The 16,318-nt window shown below is 47.1% G+C and carries 14 protein-coding genes; 13 read left to right on the plus strand and 1 reads right to left on the minus strand.

Annotated features, from left to right (window positions below):
* Positions 1-263: 263 nt before the first annotated feature.
* From gltB to L5L94_RS01550, 8 genes are all read left to right on the plus strand, one after another.
* A complete protein-coding gene (gltB, locus tag L5L94_RS01515; RefSeq protein WP_263160835.1) occupies positions 264-4,712 on the plus strand; it encodes a glutamate synthase large subunit in 4,449 nt (1,482 codons plus the stop codon).
* A 6-nt stretch (positions 4,713-4,718) separates the two neighbouring features.
* Positions 4,719-6,125 carry an FAD-dependent oxidoreductase gene (locus L5L94_RS01520; protein ID WP_263160837.1) on the plus strand — a complete coding sequence of 469 codons (1,407 nt, stop codon included), beginning with the start codon at positions 4,719-4,721 and terminating at the stop codon, positions 6,123-6,125.
* 216 nt (positions 6,126-6,341) lie between these two features.
* Complete coding sequence (locus L5L94_RS01525; protein ID WP_028760844.1) at positions 6,342-7,052, plus strand: 5'-methylthioadenosine/adenosylhomocysteine nucleosidase; 711 nt, start codon at positions 6,342-6,344, stop codon at positions 7,050-7,052.
* Between the two features lie 22 nt (positions 7,053-7,074).
* A complete protein-coding gene (locus L5L94_RS01530; protein ID WP_263160839.1) occupies positions 7,075-8,064 on the plus strand; it encodes a cobalamin biosynthesis protein in 990 nt (329 codons plus the stop codon).
* A gap of 56 nt (positions 8,065-8,120) precedes the next feature.
* Positions 8,121-8,498 (plus strand): DUF2721 domain-containing protein, encoded by a 378-nt coding sequence (locus L5L94_RS01535; RefSeq protein ID WP_012088590.1) that lies wholly within the window; start codon positions 8,121-8,123, stop codon positions 8,496-8,498.
* Positions 8,495-9,121 carry a trimeric intracellular cation channel family protein gene (locus L5L94_RS01540; RefSeq protein ID WP_105249873.1) on the plus strand — a complete coding sequence of 209 codons (627 nt, stop codon included), beginning with the start codon at positions 8,495-8,497 and terminating at the stop codon, positions 9,119-9,121. The genes L5L94_RS01535 and L5L94_RS01540 overlap by 4 nt, the downstream gene beginning before the upstream one ends.
* Position 9,122: 1 nt before the next feature.
* The gene (locus L5L94_RS01545) at positions 9,123-9,614 is read left to right on the plus strand and encodes a nuclear transport factor 2 family protein (RefSeq protein ID WP_028760847.1); all 492 of its coding nucleotides are present in this window, start codon (positions 9,123-9,125) and stop codon (positions 9,612-9,614) included.
* 126 nt (positions 9,615-9,740) lie between these two features.
* Positions 9,741-10,169, plus strand: coding sequence for a hypothetical protein (locus L5L94_RS01550; protein ID WP_113940677.1), 429 nt, complete (start codon positions 9,741-9,743; stop codon positions 10,167-10,169).
* Between the two features lie 99 nt (positions 10,170-10,268).
* Here L5L94_RS01550 and tyrS read toward each other — a convergent pair whose 3' ends face one another.
* Entirely contained in the window at positions 10,269-11,462 is a 1,194-nt protein-coding gene (gene tyrS / locus L5L94_RS01555; RefSeq protein WP_028760849.1) for a tyrosine--tRNA ligase, read from the minus strand.
* A 126-nt stretch (positions 11,463-11,588) separates the two neighbouring features.
* Here tyrS and L5L94_RS01560 point away from each other — a divergent pair, with 126 nt between their 5' ends.
* The 5 genes from L5L94_RS01560 to L5L94_RS01580 all read left to right on the plus strand — a co-directional run bounded on the left by L5L94_RS01560 (position 11,589) and on the right by L5L94_RS01580 (position 16,265).
* Positions 11,589-12,995, plus strand: coding sequence for a peptidoglycan DD-metalloendopeptidase family protein (locus L5L94_RS01560; protein ID WP_263160841.1), 1,407 nt, complete (start codon positions 11,589-11,591; stop codon positions 12,993-12,995).
* A 20-nt stretch (positions 12,996-13,015) separates the two neighbouring features.
* Positions 13,016-14,125 (plus strand): anhydro-N-acetylmuramic acid kinase, encoded by a 1,110-nt coding sequence (locus L5L94_RS01565; RefSeq protein WP_263160843.1) that lies wholly within the window; start codon positions 13,016-13,018, stop codon positions 14,123-14,125.
* A gap of 424 nt (positions 14,126-14,549) precedes the next feature.
* Positions 14,550-15,245 carry an aquaporin Z gene (gene aqpZ / locus L5L94_RS01570; RefSeq protein WP_263160844.1) on the plus strand — a complete coding sequence of 232 codons (696 nt, stop codon included), beginning with the start codon at positions 14,550-14,552 and terminating at the stop codon, positions 15,243-15,245.
* Between the two features lie 164 nt (positions 15,246-15,409).
* Positions 15,410-15,790, plus strand: a complete 381-nt coding sequence (locus L5L94_RS01575; protein WP_028760853.1) for a DUF2750 domain-containing protein — start codon at positions 15,410-15,412, stop codon at positions 15,788-15,790.
* Positions 15,791-15,815: 25 nt separating this feature from the next.
* On the plus strand, positions 15,816-16,265 hold the full coding sequence (locus L5L94_RS01580; RefSeq protein WP_168823456.1) for a hypothetical protein: 450 nt from the start codon (positions 15,816-15,818) through the stop codon (positions 16,263-16,265).
* The last annotated feature ends 53 nt before the right edge of the window (positions 16,266-16,318 follow it).

The following is a 16,318-nucleotide window of genomic DNA, read 5'->3' on the forward strand; positions in this document are numbered from 1 at the left end:
ATACCTTGGTAAATTTTGAGTTTGATAGTTTTTAAAATTCTTTTTATTCATAATGTTATACGGCACATTTTACTGTTGACGTTAACGTAAGGCAATTGTGATTTGTGTATGAAACATGAATTAATACCCATGTTTTATGCAAATTTTTGGTTTGACCTTTATTGAATCTCAGGCTAATTTGGGTGGTTCGGGTGCATATCTATAGAAAGTCTTTACATTTTCTCCCCGAGTAGTAATCAGTTGAGGTCTAGGGAGGTTTTTGTATGAGCTTATATCATCCCAGTTTTGAGCGGGACAATTGTGGTTTTGGGTTGATAGCACAGATGGATGGCGAAGCCAGCCACCGTATAGTGCGCACGGCAATCCATGGTCTAGATCGCATGAAGCACCGCGGGGGCATTGCCTCCGACGGTCGCACTGGCGACGGCTGTGGTTTATTAATGCAATTACCCGTGCAATTTTTTGAAGCGATTGCCGCGGAAAATGATTGGCATTTGAGCAGAAAATTTGCCGTAGGTATGCTGTTTTTAAGTCAAGATGATGAACTGGCTGACCAAGCCAAGTTTATTCTTGAGCGCGAACTCGAGCGTGAAACCTTAAGTATTGCAGGCTGGCGCAAGGTGCCTGTCAATCCCGATGTGTTAGGTGAAATTGGCAAGGCTAGCCTGCCACAAATCTATCAAGTGCTGATCAACGCCCCCATTGGCTGGCGTGAAAAAGACTTGGAACGTCGCCTTTATATGGCGCGTCGCCGCCTAGAGCAGCAGATCACCGACGACAAAGACTTCTATGTCGCGAGTTTGTCAGGCCAAGTTATCGTCTATAAAGGTCTGATGATGCCTGTGGACTTGCCCGCGTTTTATCCCGATCTCGCGGACATTCGCTTAAAAAGCTCTATATGCCTATTCCATCAACGTTTCTCAACGAATACTTCTCCTAAATGGCCATTAGCTCAGCCGTTTAGATATTTAGCCCATAACGGCGAAATCAATACGATTACGGGTAACCGTCAATGGGCCCGCGCCCGTGCCTATAAGTTTAATTCACCGCTACTGCCAGATTTGCAGCAGGCCGCTCCCTTTGTGAATGAAACAGGCTCAGACTCTTCATCTTTAGATAACATGCTGGAAATGCTGTTATCTGGTGGCATGGACTTATACCGTGCCATGCGTCTATTGATCCCGCCTGCTTGGCAAAGTAATCCGGAAATGGATGACGAATTAAAAGCCTTCTACGACTTTAACTCTATGCACATGGAGCCTTGGGATGGTCCAGCAGGTATTGTGATGACCAACGGTCGCCATGCCGCCTGCGCCGTAGACCGTAACGGTCTGCGTCCATCGCGTTATGTGATCACAAAAGATCGTATTTTGACCTTAGCTTCCGAAGTCGGAATTTGGGATTACGCCGCCGATGAAGTCATCGAAAAAGGCCGTGTTGGGCCTGGTGAATTGCTGGTATTAGATACCTTGAACGGCCGCCTGTACCAATCTTTTGAAATTGATAACGATCTTAAACGCCGCCACCCTTACAAAGAGTGGATGGCGAAAAACAGCCGTACTTTAACGCCAGCGGAAGATTTAGCCTCTGAGCAGCACGGTGCCAGCGAATTAAGCCCTGAACTATTGCTGCAATATCAAAAACAATTTGGCTATACCCGTGAGGAATTAGAACAAGTCATTTGGGTATTGGCGAAGCAAGGTGAAGAAGCCACAGGTTCTATGGGCGACGACACACCTATGGCGGTCTTGTCGAAAAAGTCACGTTCCCTGTATGACTATTTTAGGCAGAAATTTGCTCAAGTAACGAATCCCCCCATAGATCCATTACGTGAAAAGCACGTCATGTCGTTGACCACTTGTATTGGCCGTGAACAGAACCTCTTCAATGAAACGACTGGGCATGCTTACCGGGTAATGTTCAATTCACCTATTTTATTATTCAGTGATTTTAACCAGTTACTGGGATTAGATAGCACTTACTATCGCGCCAATATTGTCGATTTAAATTACGAACCACAGGAAGGCTTAGAAAGTGCCATTCGCCGTATCACAGCCGAAGCCGAGCGTTTAGCCCGCAGCGGCACGACTTTGTTGATCCTTTCTGATAGAGCCATAGGTAAAACGGCGCAAGTGATCCCCGCGGCCATGGCGGTCGGTTCTGTGCAGCAAATGCTGGTAAATAAGAGCCTGCGCTGCGACACCAATATCATAGTTGAAACCGCATCGGCGCGAGATCCGCATCACTTTGCCGTATTGCTTGGCTTTGGTGCCACGGCGATTTATCCGTATTTAGTGTATGAGTCAATTTCCGAACTGGCGAAACGCCATGACTTAACCGATACCACGGCATTGATGTTGAACTTCCGCTACGGCATCGAAAAAGGCTTGCGTAAGATCATGTCCAAAATGGGCATCAGCACTGTCGGCTCCTATCGTTGCAGTCAGCAATTTGAAGCCATAGGCATTGCCAGCGAAGTGATCGAACTGTGTTTTAAAGGCGTAATTAGCCGCATCGAGGGTGCAGGCTTTGCAGACATCGCCCAAGACCAGGCTATTCTGCACAAAGCGGCCTACCGTGCCCATGTGCCATTACCGCAAGGTGGCCTGCTGAAATACGTTGAGGGCGGCGAGTATCACTGCTTCAACCCTGATGTGGTCAACACCTTGCAAGCGTCATTGATTGACAAAGATTTTGCGAGCTATAAAAAATTCGCCGAACTCGTCGACAATCGTCCCGTGGCCACACTGCGTGACTTAATCGGTATTAAAGGCGCACAAACATCGATTGATGTCGCCGATGTAGAAGCGGCATCAAATCTATATTCACGTTTTGACAGTGCCGCCATGAGCATAGGCGCCTTGAGCCCTGAAGCCCATGAAGCTCTTGCTATCGCGATGAACCGCTTAGGTGGCCGCTCGAACTCAGGTGAAGGTGGTGAGGATGCACGCCGCTTTAATACTGAACTCAACTCTGCAATTAAACAGATTGCCTCGGCACGCTTTGGTGTCACGGCGCATTATCTAGTTAATGCCGATGTGTTGCAGATTAAAGTCGCCCAAGGGGCAAAACCCGGTGAAGGTGGTCAGTTACCCGGCCATAAAGTCAGCGTTGAAATCGCCGGACTGCGTCATGCACGTCCTGGTGTGACCTTGATTTCACCGCCACCGCACCACGATATTTACTCTATCGAAGATTTAGCCCAGCTGATTTTCGATTTGAAGCAAATCAACACTAAAGCGCTGATTTCAGTGAAACTTGTGTCAGAACCCGGTGTGGGCACCATCGCCACCGGCGTGGCCAAAGCCTATGCGGACATGATCACGATTTCAGGGTATGACGGCGGCACAGGTGCTAGCCCAATTACCTCAGTGAAATATGCGGGCAGTCCATGGGAGCTAGGGTTAGCCGAGGTGCATCAATCGCTAGTAGAAAATGGTCTACGCCATAAAATTCGCCTGCAAGTCGATGGCGGCCTAAAAACCGGTACCGATGTGATTAAAGCCGCGTTATTGGGCGCCGAAAGCTTTGGTTTTGGTACTGTGCCTATGATCGCCCTAGGTTGTAAATACCTGCGTATTTGCCACTTGAACAACTGCGCAACTGGCGTGGCGACGCAAGATAAAAACCTGCGTGACAACCATTACCATGGTCTGCCAGAGCGAGTGATGACTTACTTTGAGTTTGTTGCACAGGAAGTTCGTGAATGGATGGCGACCTTAGGGGTGAGCAAGTTTGAAGACCTCGTCGGTCGTAGCGAATGGTTATATGCCCTCGAAGGACAAACCGCGAAGCAACAAGGCTTAGATCTGTCACCGATTTTGTATCAACCCAAGGTGCCAGCAACCTCGTCACGCACTTGGCAAGAAACCAATCCACCGGCGGATTTAGGGCTGCTTAACCAGCATTTATTAAACGAATGCCAAAGCGCCGTCGATAAGGGCGAGAGTTTCGATGCAGCTTACAGCATCAACAACACCGACCGTTCCGTTGGCGCGACGTTGTCAGGCTATATCGCGAGCACACTCGGCGTCAAAGGCACCAAAGCGCCGGTCAAACTGAGCTTTAACGGCAGTGCCGGCCAAAGCTTTGGCGTGTGGAACAGCCCAGGCCTTGAGTTAAAACTCTGCGGCGATGCCAACGACTATGTGGGTAAAGGCATGTCTGGCGGTCAAATTGTGATTTATCCGCCGATTGGCAGCCCGTTCCAAAGTGAACGCAGCGCCATTGTCGGTAACACCTGCCTTTACGGTGCGACGGGCGGCAAGTTCTTTGCCGCAGGTCAAGCGGGCGAGCGTTTTGCAGTACGTAACTCAGGGGCGATTGCTGTGGTCGAAGGGCTTGGCGATAACGGCTGCGAATACATGACCAGCGGCATTGTGGTTGTCCTTGGCAAAACAGGGGTGAACTTCGGCGCTGGGATGACAGGCGGTTTTGCCTATGTGTTCGATCAATTCGGCCGCTTCAATCGCCGTGTGAATACTGAGCTTGTCGATACTCAAAAACTCGAATCACCGATCCATCAACAACATTTAAAAGGTCTGATTGAAGCCCACGTGGCCGAAACGGGCAGTGAACATGCCAAGATGATCTTAAGCGATTTTGGTAACTGGTTAGATTGCTTCGTATTAGTGAAACCTAAAAATATTGCCGTGGCCGATCTGCTCAAGTTAGAGAAATCGAGCCCAGAATTAGTTGTAAAAGCGGGGTAATGGCGCATGAGTAACGATTTTCAATTTATTGAAGTGGGTCGTAAAGACCCCGCTAAACACCCTGCGGCTAAACGTGCGACTCAGTTTATTGAGATTTATCAGCCTTTTGCTCAGCCTGAAGTGGCACAGCAAGCGGACCGCTGTTTAGATTGCGGCAATCCTTATTGTGAGTGGAAATGTCCGCTACACAATTATATTCCTAACTGGCTCAAGCTAGCGGAGCAAGGTCGCATCATGGAAGCGGCGGATTTAGTGCATGAGACTAACACTCTGCCCGAAATCTGCGGCCGAGTTTGTCCACAGGACAGACTCTGCGAAGGCGCTTGTACCCTTAACGACGACTTTGGTGCTGTCACTATCGGTAATGTCGAAAAATACATTACCGATACAGCAATCGCCCAAGGCTGGCGCCCAGATATGAGCAAGGTCACGCCGCGCGCTGAACGAGTAGCGATTGTCGGTGCAGGTCCTGCGGGTTTAGGCTGCGCGGATATTCTGTCTCGCAACGGTGTTAAAGCTGTGGTCTTTGATAAATATCCACAAATTGGTGGTCTACTCACCTACGGTATTCCGTCTTTTAAACTCGACAAAGCCGTTATGGCGACCCGTCGCAGTGTATTAGAAGGCATGGGCATTGAGTTCAAACTCGGTGTCACTGTAGGTAAGGACATCCCATTTACTAAACTGCTCGAAGAATACGATGCCGTCTTCCTCGGTATGGGCACCTATACCGCGATGAAAGCAGGCCTTGAGGGTGAAGATGCCCAAGGCGTATACCAAGCCCTGCCCTATTTGATTGGTAACACCCATCATTTAATGGGCACCCAGAATACTGAAACGCCCTACCTGAACCTTGAAGGTAAACGTGTGGTGGTATTAGGCGGTGGTGATACTGCGATGGATTGTGTGCGCACAGCCGTCAGACAAGGTGCCAGCAGCGTAGTCTGTGCTTACCGCCGGGACGAGGCCAACATGCCAGGCTCACGTCGTGAAGTGCAAAATGCGCGGGAGGAAGGCGTTAACTTCCTGTTTAACCGTCAACCTGTGGCGATTAAAACCCAAGATGGCAAAGTGATCGGCATTGAATGCGTTGAAACAGCCATGGGCAAGGCCGATGCAAGTGGTCGTCAACGCGCCGAAGCGATTGCCGGTAGCGAACAGTTGCTCGAAGCCGATGCGATTATTATCGCCTTTGGTTTCCAGCCTAGCCCTGCCCCTTGGTTTGCCGAACACGGTATCGAGCTCGATCAATGGGGCCGAGTCAAAGCGAGCAAGTTAGACGAAAACCCATTCCAAACCACCAACCCAAAAGTGTTTGCCGGTGGTGATATGGTGCGCGGTTCTGACTTAGTCGTGACAGCCATTGCCGAAGGTCGCGATGCCGCCCAAGGTATTCTTAACTACTTAGACTAAGCGCTATAGATTCAGCGCCACGTGTTTGTTTTATCGGTAAAAAAACATTTTACCCTTGTCATTTTAACAAGCACTCCAATGGCTGGACTCGTGCAAACGAGTTCAGCCATTATCAAGCAATCCCAATCTCGCCATAACGACTGCATAAAACTGTGTGGTATATTAGCCAGCATTCCCGTGTCCCACTCTTTAAGTGTTGAATCAAAAAGGTCTCCCATGAAAATTGGAATTATTGGCGCAATGGAGCCAGAAGTCGCTCACCTGATCGCCGCCATGACAAATGCGACATCGCAAACCATTGCTGGTATTGAATTTATTGCTGGTACTCTCGCAGGTAAAGACGTAGTAGTGACTCGCTCAGGCATAGGTAAAGTCGCCGCAAGTATTGCGACCACGCTACTCATCGAAAAATATGCGCCGGATGCGGTAATCAATACTGGTTCTGCCGGTGGTTTTGTGGATTCGTTGGCCATTGGCGATATCGTGATTTCTTCTGAAGTGCGTCACCATGATGTGGACGTCACCGCCTTTGGTTATGAAATTGGCCAAATGGCGCAGCAACCAGCTGCGTTTATTCCTGCCGCACATTTAGTTGAAGCCGCCAACAAAGCGATTGCTCAACTAGGTGAAGTCAAAGCAATTGAAGGTTTGATTTGTACTGGCGACAGCTTTATTTGCGATCCTGTTCGCACCCAAGCCATGCTCAAAAACTTCCCGACTATGGCCGCCTGTGAGATGGAAGGCGCAGCTATCGCTCAAGTTTGTCATCAGTTTGGAGTGCCATTTGTGGTGATCCGCTCTTTATCGGATAACGCCAACAATGACTCGCCAGTGGATTTCGACTCTTATATTGTCAAAGCGGGTTATCACTCGGCTCTGATGGTCATGTTGCTGCTTGAGCAACTGAATCCTAGCGCAGTAAAATAATCACTTAAGTGGAAAGTACCGAATGCACACCTCTTTTTATCAACAACTTGTCGAGATAGATGGCGCTTTGTTTGAAGGCTTTTTGGTACTTTTTTTTGCTTTGTTATTGGCGCGGTTAGCGCCATTGCCACGGGAAATGCAGCCGCTTATTTGGTTTAGCCATTTAGCCAAGCAACTCGCTGCCAAAGTGAATCGCCCTGAACGATCTCCAAGCCAACAAGCCACAGCAGGCTTTTTAGCTATGTTGCTATTGCTGTTTCCATTTTGGGCCATTATCACCTTTTTGCTCGAACTGGCTGCCTTTCCATGGTTTTTCGAATTTTTGGTGCTTTATCTGTGTTTAACCGATGCAGGGTTTAGCCAAGTCGCCGATGAAATCGCTAAAGCCTTAAAACGTGGAGACAATACCAGCGCAAAAAAGCTTTTACAGCCTTGGGTGGTGCGCGATACCGATAGTTTGTCGGAAATAGGCCTAGCCAAAGCCACCATAGAAAAACTCGCCACAGCGCCTATTTACGGCACAGCATCGACCATTTTCTTTTTCGCTATTGCTGGAGCACCGCTAGTGCTAGCAGTGCGCATGCTCAAACAACTCGAATTGAGCTGGCCGCCCATTCAACCAAAGTATCAACATTTCTGCAGTACTGTGAATGGTGTATCGATTATCTTGCTGGCGATTCCGGCTTGGTTGTGGAGCCTGTCGCTCGCCATTCAAGGCGGGCCTAAGGCGTTTGCAAAACTTTTTAGAGCCCCTAAAAATCATCACGCTATTCGAGGTTATGTTCTCAGTGTGAATCTCGTGGCCAGTATTTTGAGAATCGAGCTCGGTGGACCACAGAAGTTTGCTGGCGTGCGTATCAATGTGGATAAATTGTGCTACGGTCCGCAGCCAACCTGTGATGACATCACGCCTGCAATTAAGCTGACCTCACGTGCCTGTGCTATCTGGTTTAGCTTTATCATTATACTGCCCTTGTTATGGGCAAGTTTACGTTGGTTACAAAGCCTGTGATATGATGCCGCATTATCTCAACGTGAAGTTAAAGGCTGACCATCTTGCTCGAAAACATGCATGTTTCATTAACAACACCTGCGTTGTTATTTCCTGCTATCTCATTGTTACTATTAGCTTATACCAATCGTTTTTTTGCCTTAGCCGCATTAATCCGAAATTTAAGCAATGGTGAAAAACCCGTACATAAAGATCAAATTAAGAACCTGAGCCAGCGTATTACCATCATTCGTCGAATGCAGGAAGCAGGCGTGTCAAGCTTTGCCCTATGTGTACTGTGTATGATTTTTATCTATATCGGCTTTAATAAAACCGGCTCAGTGATTTTTGGCGCTAGCCTACTGCTCTTGCTCTATTCACTGATTTTATCTGTGATTGAAATCCGCATCTCTGTTGACGCATTAAATATCCATATCAAAGAGATGAGTAAATGAGCCAGTGGATCTACTTTTTTGATTTATGGGGTACCGCTGTATTTGCATTATCCGGCGCACTTGCCGCTGGACGCCATAGAATGGACCCCTTTGGCGTAATAGTGCTCGCCTCGGTTACCGCTGTCGGTGGTGGCAGTATTCGTGATGCCTTAATTGGTGCAACGCCAGTGTTCTGGATCCGCGACCCGAATTACATCATAGTGATCCTCGCGACCGTGCTCGTCTGTTTGCTATTAGTCCGTCGCCCTCGTAAGGTACCCGAGTATATTTTACCCGTCGCAGATGCCTTTGGATTGGCCCTGTTTACCGTGATAGGTGCTGAAAAGGCCCTCAATATGGGCTTGAGTGGGATGATTGCCGTCGTAATGGGCTTGATCACAGGCGTGGGAGGAGGCATTATTCGAGACTTACTGTGTAGACAAGTTCCTATGGTCTTACGCACAGAAGTCTATGCCACAGCTTCGATCATAGGTGGTATAGGCTATACCGTGAGCTTAGCCTACGGTATGGGCGAAAAAATGGCGCTGTTTCTGGCGATGGCCAGTGCCCTGTTAATCCGCTTAAGTGCCATCAAGTGGCATCTTTCATTACCGGCCTTTGATCTCAAGACCAAGAGGGAATAGTTTGCGAATATTGTGTTTTATTTTGTGCCTCATTTTTGTTCCAGCCCTCAATCCTGCAGCGGCGCAAGCCAACTCAGGTGAAATGCCACAAGAACAGCAGTTAGCCGTAAAATATATGAATGCGCTAACTGAACACGACTATAAGACACTGCGCAAATTCTATAACCGCGAAAGCGTCTTCTTCGACAAAACCGCCAACCGCAAATACACCGGCGGCCGCTTCATCATCGACTTCCTTGAGCGCGCCCACGAGGGCGTGCTCGAGTACAACTTCAACATAGAACATATGTATAACGCAGGCTCTTTAGTAGTGATGATAGGTAACTATCATTTCAAGGGTCCAGGTGAACAATTTGGCAAACCGGGGAAAATCATCGATGTTGCGATACCAGGTGTGACAAGCCTTAAAATCGACATGCTCAATCGCAGAGTAACGGAACATGTCGACCTAATCGATTACCAGACCATGTCAGACCAATTAGCGATGCAGTAGTCACAAAATTTATCCGTCTTTGAAACTTGCTCCCTAAAAACGAGTCGAAACTAACAATGAGTCAATACCACTGCGTGTTTCACCCTTGAAAAATTGACTGAGCCGTTTCGTTTCAATGAGGTTTGTATGAAGTTTTTTGGATTGATTGCCCTACTCGCCCTTAATGGCTTAATACTGGCCCCCAAAGCACAGGCCTTACAGCCCATTATCGTTTCCTACGCAGTTCAGCCAGTAAGCCATTTTAATCAACAACTACGTACCGCTCAGGCGCAACATCAGCCTTGGTCGGAAGATCCCAATAAAATCAGCAGCCAATATGCAGGCAACAAATTTACCTTAGTGCGAACTCAAACCAATAAAGACGGCATTTTAACCTATCAAGTGAGCGAGCTTTCCAAGCAGCATCCACAGATGCTGTTGATTATCTCACTGAAACAAAACGCTAAACTTTGGCAGGTAAGTTCGGCCCAATTGGCATGGAAATGCAGTGGTGGGCAACACTTTGGCACCGACAGATGTAATATCGCCGAGCATGAGGCCAGCACAGCGCCTTAACCTTGTATTATCAAAAGATTCAAAAACAAAGAGCACCCTAAGGCGCTCTTTTTGTTCGTTTAAACTTACTGTAGCGTAAACCTAACTAAACCAACGTCACTATACCAAAGTCACTTTGGCAAACTTACGTTTACCGACTTGGAATACAGCAACAGTACCCGCGAACAAAGTCATACGGCTATCTTCTAGCTTTTCGCCGTCCATCTTCACCGCGCCTTGCTTGATCATCCGCATCGCTTCTGAAGTCGATGACACTAAGTCTGCGTCTTTCAACAGATTGGCAATCGCAATACCTTCACCCGCAGCTAACTCAATTTCTTCGATATCATCGGGGATCATGCCCTTAGAACGATCGACAAAGGCTTGATGCGCACTTTCGGCAGACGCCGCATCATGGAAACGTGTGATAATTTCCTTAGCTAAGGCGATTTTAGTGTCACGTGGGTTAGACCCATTCGCCACATCTTGCTTAAACTGTTCAATTTCAGCCAGTGGGCGGAATGACAGTAGTTCAAAGTAGCGCCACATCAAGTCGTCTGAAATTGACATCAGCTTGCCAAACATTTCATTGGCAGGTTCGCTCACGCCAATATAGTTATGCGCCGATTTAGACATTTTCTTCACGCCATCTAAACCTTCGAGCAGCGGCATCATGATCACAGCTTGTGGTTTTTGACCTTCGGCTTTTTGCAGTTCACGGCCCATTAACAGGTTGAACTTTTGATCTGTACCACCCAGCTCAACATCGGCCTGTAGCGCAACTGAGTCATAGCCCTGAAGTAAAGGATACATAAACTCATGAATCGCAATAGACTGACCCGAAGCATAACGCTTCTTAAAGTCATCGCGCTCCATCATACGAGCCACAGTTTGCTTAGACGCGAGACGGATCATACCAGCGGCGCCCAATGGCTCTAACCAGCTTGAGTTGAATTCGATACGAGTCTTAGCAGGATCGAGGATCTTGTAAACCTGTTCTTTATAGGTTTCTGCGTTCGCTAAAACTTGTTCACGGGTGAGCGGCGGACGTGTGCTATTTTTACCACTTGGGTCCCCCACCATACCAGTAAAGTCACCAATCAAAAAAATGACTTCATGACCTAACTCTTGGAATAATCTTAATTTATTCAAGATTACTGTGTGTCCAAGATGGATATCCGGAGCGGTAGGGTCAGCGCCTAACTTAATACGGAGTGGACGTCCTTCTTTGAGTTTTTCCAGCAGATCCGCTTCGAGTAAAATCTCATCGGTACCACGTCTAATTTCTGCTAATACTTGGTCTAAATCAGCCATCTCGGCAGGGACTCCTAAGGCCATGATCATAAAATGAAGAGACTTATGTTACTTGTTAGCCACCACAATTGAAAGTGTGTACACTAACGGGATTATTTAAGTCTCTGGTTATTGGTATCGGCGTCAATGGGAAAGGTTATAACGTTATTTAAATTGTTGCCTAAAAAGCATCAAATTCTCCTTAGCATTCTTTCAGTTATCACAATGATAACCATGCTTCTACCTTCTGAAGAAGCGCAAGCTTCAAGACAAACCACTAGCATTGATGACCAAGCTCAAATCAACACCCGTTATGATGTGCCCTTAGCTTTTCGCTCGCCTGAACGCCCTGAGTTGCCAGAAGGTCAAACAGATAATGCTCCGACAACGGCTGAACCGTTATCCTCACCCGATGCGCTCGCTGCAGGTGGATCCAATAATCAAGCCGCAGGATCCCACGAAAGCGCTCTTCACAGAGATGTCGAACATTTTAACGTCAAAAATGGTGATACTTTAGCCGCGGTATTTGATCGCGCTGGCTTAACCAGCAAAGATGTTTATGAAATCACCCAGTTGCCTTTAGCCAAGCAAAACTTGCTTAAGATAATGCCGGGCGAAGAAATTGTGATTTCAAAGGATGCAAACGGTAATTTGACTGAAGTGCGTTATCGGGTCGATGCTATTTCCACCCTAGTCATCACTAAAAGCCAAGAGCAATACAACGAAAAAATCTCCGAAAAGGATGTGGAAATCCGCAACCATTTCACCAGTGCCAAAATTAAGAGCAATTTCTGGAATGCCGCCGTCGATGCAGGCATGTCTGCCAACCAGATATTACAATTATCGACCGTATTCGGCTGGGATATCGACTTTGCCTTAGACTTACGCGAAGGCGACAGCTTCGCCATTATTTACGAGCAAGAATATGCCGATGGTGAATTTTTGCGTAATGGCAATATCTTAGCTGCAGAATTTGTTAACCAAGATGAACGCTATACTGCCATTCGCTATACTGACGGTAACTACTATTCCGAAAATGGCACTAGTATGCGTAAAGCCTTCCTGCGCTCACCGGTCGATTTTAAGTATGTCAGCTCCAACTTTAACCCAAGACGTTTGCACCCAGTGACAGGCCAAGTCAAAGCCCATCGGGGTGTAGACTATGTCGCAGCCATTGGCACGCCCATTAAAGCTGCGGGTAGTGGACGCGTTATTGAGTCTGGTTATAATCAATTCAACGGTAACTATGTGTTTATTAAACATAACGATACCTATACCACCAAATATCTACACCTCACAAAACGTAATGTCAGCAAAGGCGCCAACGTTAAGCAAGGACAAATTATTGGTACTTTAGGTAAAACAGGCCGTGTCACAGGGGCTCATTTACATTACGAATTTATCGTCAATGGCGTACACCGCAACCCGAGAACGATTACGCTACCGAAATCCGAATCAATTGCGAGAAAAGAAAAAAATCAATTCGATGCACTTAGCAAGCAATTGATGACTACACTTTCGCAAAACAAGCAAACGCAATTGGCAATGCAATAACGACGGATGGATTCCTCCCAATGAAAAACGCTTATTATATTGGACTGATGTCAGGCACCAGCATGGACGGTGTCGATGCGGTATTGGTCGACTTTTCAGGCGCGCAGCCGCAACTTATCGCCAGCCATACCGAAGCTATTCCGAGCCATTTACTCAAAGGTCTACAGCGCCTGTGCTTACCCAGCTCAGATGAAATTAACCGCCTCGGCCGTTTAGATCGAAATGTGGGTCAGCTGTTTGCCTTAGCAGTCAATAATCTGATGGCTAAATGTGCTATTGCGAAAGAAGATGTCATCGCCATTGGTAGCCATGGTCAAACTGTTCGCCATATGCCAAACCTCGAAGTGGGTTTTACCTTACAAATAGGCGATCCTAATACTATTGCGACCGAAACAGGCATAAATGTCATTGCCGATTTTCGTCGCAAAGATATTGCCCTTGGTGGCCAAGGCGCGCCCTTAGTACCCGCATTCCACCAGCAAACCTTTGCCCAAGTCGGTAAAAAACGTGTCATCCTCAATATTGGTGGTATTGCCAATATCACCTATCTGCCGGGCAATAGCGAAGAAGTTTTAGGCTTTGATACAGGGCCTGGCAATACCTTAATTGATGCCTGGATGCAACAGGTTAAAAGTGAGCCCTTCGATAAAAATGGCGAATGGGCTGCATCCGGAAAAACTGATCAAAGCTTATTAACTCAGTTGCTTTCGCATCCGTATTTTTCCCTTGCTTACCCTAAAAGCACTGGTCGCGAACTGTTTAACCAAGCTTGGTTAGAGCAGCAATTATCGCCCTTTAATCATTTAGATGAAGAAGATATTCAATCAACTTTATTGGATTTAACCTGCCACAGCATAGCCCAAGACATTATAAAACTATCCAATGAAGGAGAATTATTCGTCTGTGGCGGCGGTGCATTTAATGGGCAACTGATGCAGCGTCTTGCAGCCTTATTACCAGGTTATAAGCTGGATACTACCTCGGCCCTTGGCGTCGATCCTAAGTGGGCAGAAGGCATCGCCTTTGCCTGGCTCGCCATGCGCAATCACTTAGGTTTACCCGCTAATCTCCCTGCAGTAACAGGCGCCTCCCGCGAAGCCGTACTCGGCGGACGATTTAGCGCTAGGTAATTGGCCTTCGCAAAATACTCAAGCGATAACCTAAACAAGAGCTTCTACATGAAGCTCTTGTTGTCTTTAAAAGACAAACTAATCTTTTCCCCCTCTTCCTACCTAAATTTATCAAGAAAATCAGCAGCTATTTTAAAGCCATCTATTCTTAATTACTGAAGCATTTAGTGACAGAAGCATGAGTAAAAAAGTTTCGTCACTGAAGCTTAATCAAGTCTCACTATAGTAAAAACGGATACAGGATATTGCTCAAACACTTAGGAATAGCCTCATAGGCGTCCAATAAGAAACTGGTTTTAAGGGAACTCATGTCTACAGCGCGATTTTGCTCACTCAGACAAGATCCGTTAATAGGCAGGTAAATTAGGAATAAAGACGCACTGATTAACAAACAAGCGTCTTTAAAAGAATAGGAAATCAAACAATGAACATGTCACAAAAAATGGCGGCAGAATTTCTCGGCACCTTATGGTTAGTCCTTGGAGGCTGTGGTAGTGCTGTACTTGCAGCCGCATTTCCAGAAGTAGGCATAGGCTTACTCGGCGTCGCTTTAGCTTTTGGATTAACCGTATTAACCATGGCCTTTGCGATTGGCCATATTTCAGGTTGTCATCTCAACCCTGCAGTGTCATTCGGCCTTTGGGCTGGGGGACGTTTTCCGGCAGCAGAATTATTGCCCTATATCATAGCCCAAGTCGCGGGTGGAATTGTGGGCGCTGGCATCTTGTATCTCATCGCTTCAGGACAAGAGGGATTTTCACTCGCGGGCGGATTTGCCTCTAACGGTTTTGGTGAGCACTCACCGGGTGGCTATAGCATGCTGTCGGTGATGATTTGTGAAATCGTTATGACACTGTTCTTCTTGATTATTATTTTAGGTGCCACCGATGAGCGAGCGCCTAAGGGATTTGCCCCAATTGCCATAGGGTTAGGTTTAACCTTAATTCACCTTATTAGTATTCCTGTGTCCAATACTTCGGTGAACCCAGCGCGTAGCACAGGCCCTGCACTGTTTGTCAGTGACTGGGCGGTATCACAACTCTGGTTGTTCTGGGTAGCACCGATTGTCGGCGCCATTTTGGCAGGCTTTATCTATCGCTACTTCCGTGCGGAAGAATAAAAGCCGAAGATCTAATACAACAGCGCTCTCTTGGCGCTGTTGTTCTTTTTCTAATTCCGCTCTAATGTTACCATTTAGCCAACTGGCGAATTTTGCTGTGCCCTAGGTTTTTACATTAGAGACACAACAGGCTTCGCCCTATCCAAGCAAAAGAGATATTTTTCATGAGCAAGACTGTTAAAAACCTCGCTGAGACAGCAGCAATGACGCCAGAAGCCCGTTACGATTACCTCGTTGAACAAGTTAAAGAACACAAAATACTTTGGACATTACAAGACCAAGACGGTTGCGTGATGTTAACCACTGAAGAAGAAGATTGCATCCCAATGTGGCCAACCGAAGAAGCCGCTGATTCTTGGGCTGTGGATGAATGGAGTGATTGCCAAACGTTAGCGATTCCACTCGACGAATTTCACGAAAGATGGGTGCCAGGCATGGAAGATGACGACCTCTTTGTCGCCGTATTCCCAGTATTAGATGATTTAGGTGTGGTAATCCCACCTTATGAGTTAGATCAAAGATTAGCGCCTAAGCAAAGCCACTAATCGCTATCGCTAAACGAGAATGCCTATGAGCGAGCAAAAATCGGCGATACCGACACCAGAGGCAAGTACAGCCCTGAGTCAGCACTTTCCGAAACGACTCATTGCCCTATTGCTAGTGTATGTTGTTGCGTCAGTGAGTGGCTTAATCGCTAAACAAGGGGTGTTATTTTGTCTGCTAACCCTCCTGATGGTGATTGCCATTATCGGTCGGCAAAAAGCAGGGCTTATCATGCTGCGCGGCTACACAGTCGTGCAGCTTGGATTGATTAGCATGCTGCCAGTGATCATGTACGATCCGGGCAACTTAGTGGTAGGTCCAACGACAGTGTACCTAGGTGAATGGCAGGGAAAACTGCCTGACTATGTGATTTTTATCGCTTTGATCGTCTTGTCATTACTGCAAGTTTGGATAGCCTTTGATAAAAAGGTAAAGGCATGGTTTAAGCCTAAGCTTAACCTGAACATCATGAGCTAAGCTCTTGTAGAAAATAAATTTAGCCCAACAAAAAGCCGTCATTGCGACGGCTT

It is taken from the genome of Shewanella sp. SM21 (assembly GCF_025654335.1).
GTDB classification, from domain to species: domain Bacteria; phylum Pseudomonadota; class Gammaproteobacteria; order Enterobacterales; family Shewanellaceae; genus Shewanella; species Shewanella oncorhynchi.

Coding starts and splice junctions, on each gene's coding strand:
- L5L94_RS01550 (WP_113940677.1), top strand. CDS start 9,741: ATGAAGTTTTTTGGATTGATTGCCCTACTCGCCCTTAATGGCTTAATA.
- L5L94_RS01565 (WP_263160843.1), top strand. CDS start 13,016: ATGAAAAACGCTTATTATATTGGACTGATGTCAGGCACCAGCATGGAC.
- L5L94_RS01520 (WP_263160837.1), top strand. CDS start 4,719: ATGAGTAACGATTTTCAATTTATTGAAGTGGGTCGTAAAGACCCCGCT.
- L5L94_RS01535 (WP_012088590.1), top strand. CDS start 8,121: ATGCATGTTTCATTAACAACACCTGCGTTGTTATTTCCTGCTATCTCA.
- gltB (WP_263160835.1), top strand. CDS start 264: ATGAGCTTATATCATCCCAGTTTTGAGCGGGACAATTGTGGTTTTGGG.
- L5L94_RS01540 (WP_105249873.1), top strand. CDS start 8,495: ATGAGCCAGTGGATCTACTTTTTTGATTTATGGGGTACCGCTGTATTT.
- L5L94_RS01560 (WP_263160841.1), top strand. CDS start 11,589: ATGGGAAAGGTTATAACGTTATTTAAATTGTTGCCTAAAAAGCATCAA.
- L5L94_RS01575 (WP_028760853.1), top strand. CDS start 15,410: ATGAGCAAGACTGTTAAAAACCTCGCTGAGACAGCAGCAATGACGCCA.
- L5L94_RS01530 (WP_263160839.1), top strand. CDS start 7,075: ATGCACACCTCTTTTTATCAACAACTTGTCGAGATAGATGGCGCTTTG.
- L5L94_RS01580 (WP_168823456.1), top strand. CDS start 15,816: ATGAGCGAGCAAAAATCGGCGATACCGACACCAGAGGCAAGTACAGCC.
- aqpZ (WP_263160844.1), top strand. CDS start 14,550: ATGAACATGTCACAAAAAATGGCGGCAGAATTTCTCGGCACCTTATGG.
- tyrS (WP_028760849.1), bottom strand. CDS start 11,462: ATGGCTGATTTAGACCAAGTATTAGCAGAAATTAGACGTGGTACCGAT.
- L5L94_RS01525 (WP_028760844.1), top strand. CDS start 6,342: ATGAAAATTGGAATTATTGGCGCAATGGAGCCAGAAGTCGCTCACCTG.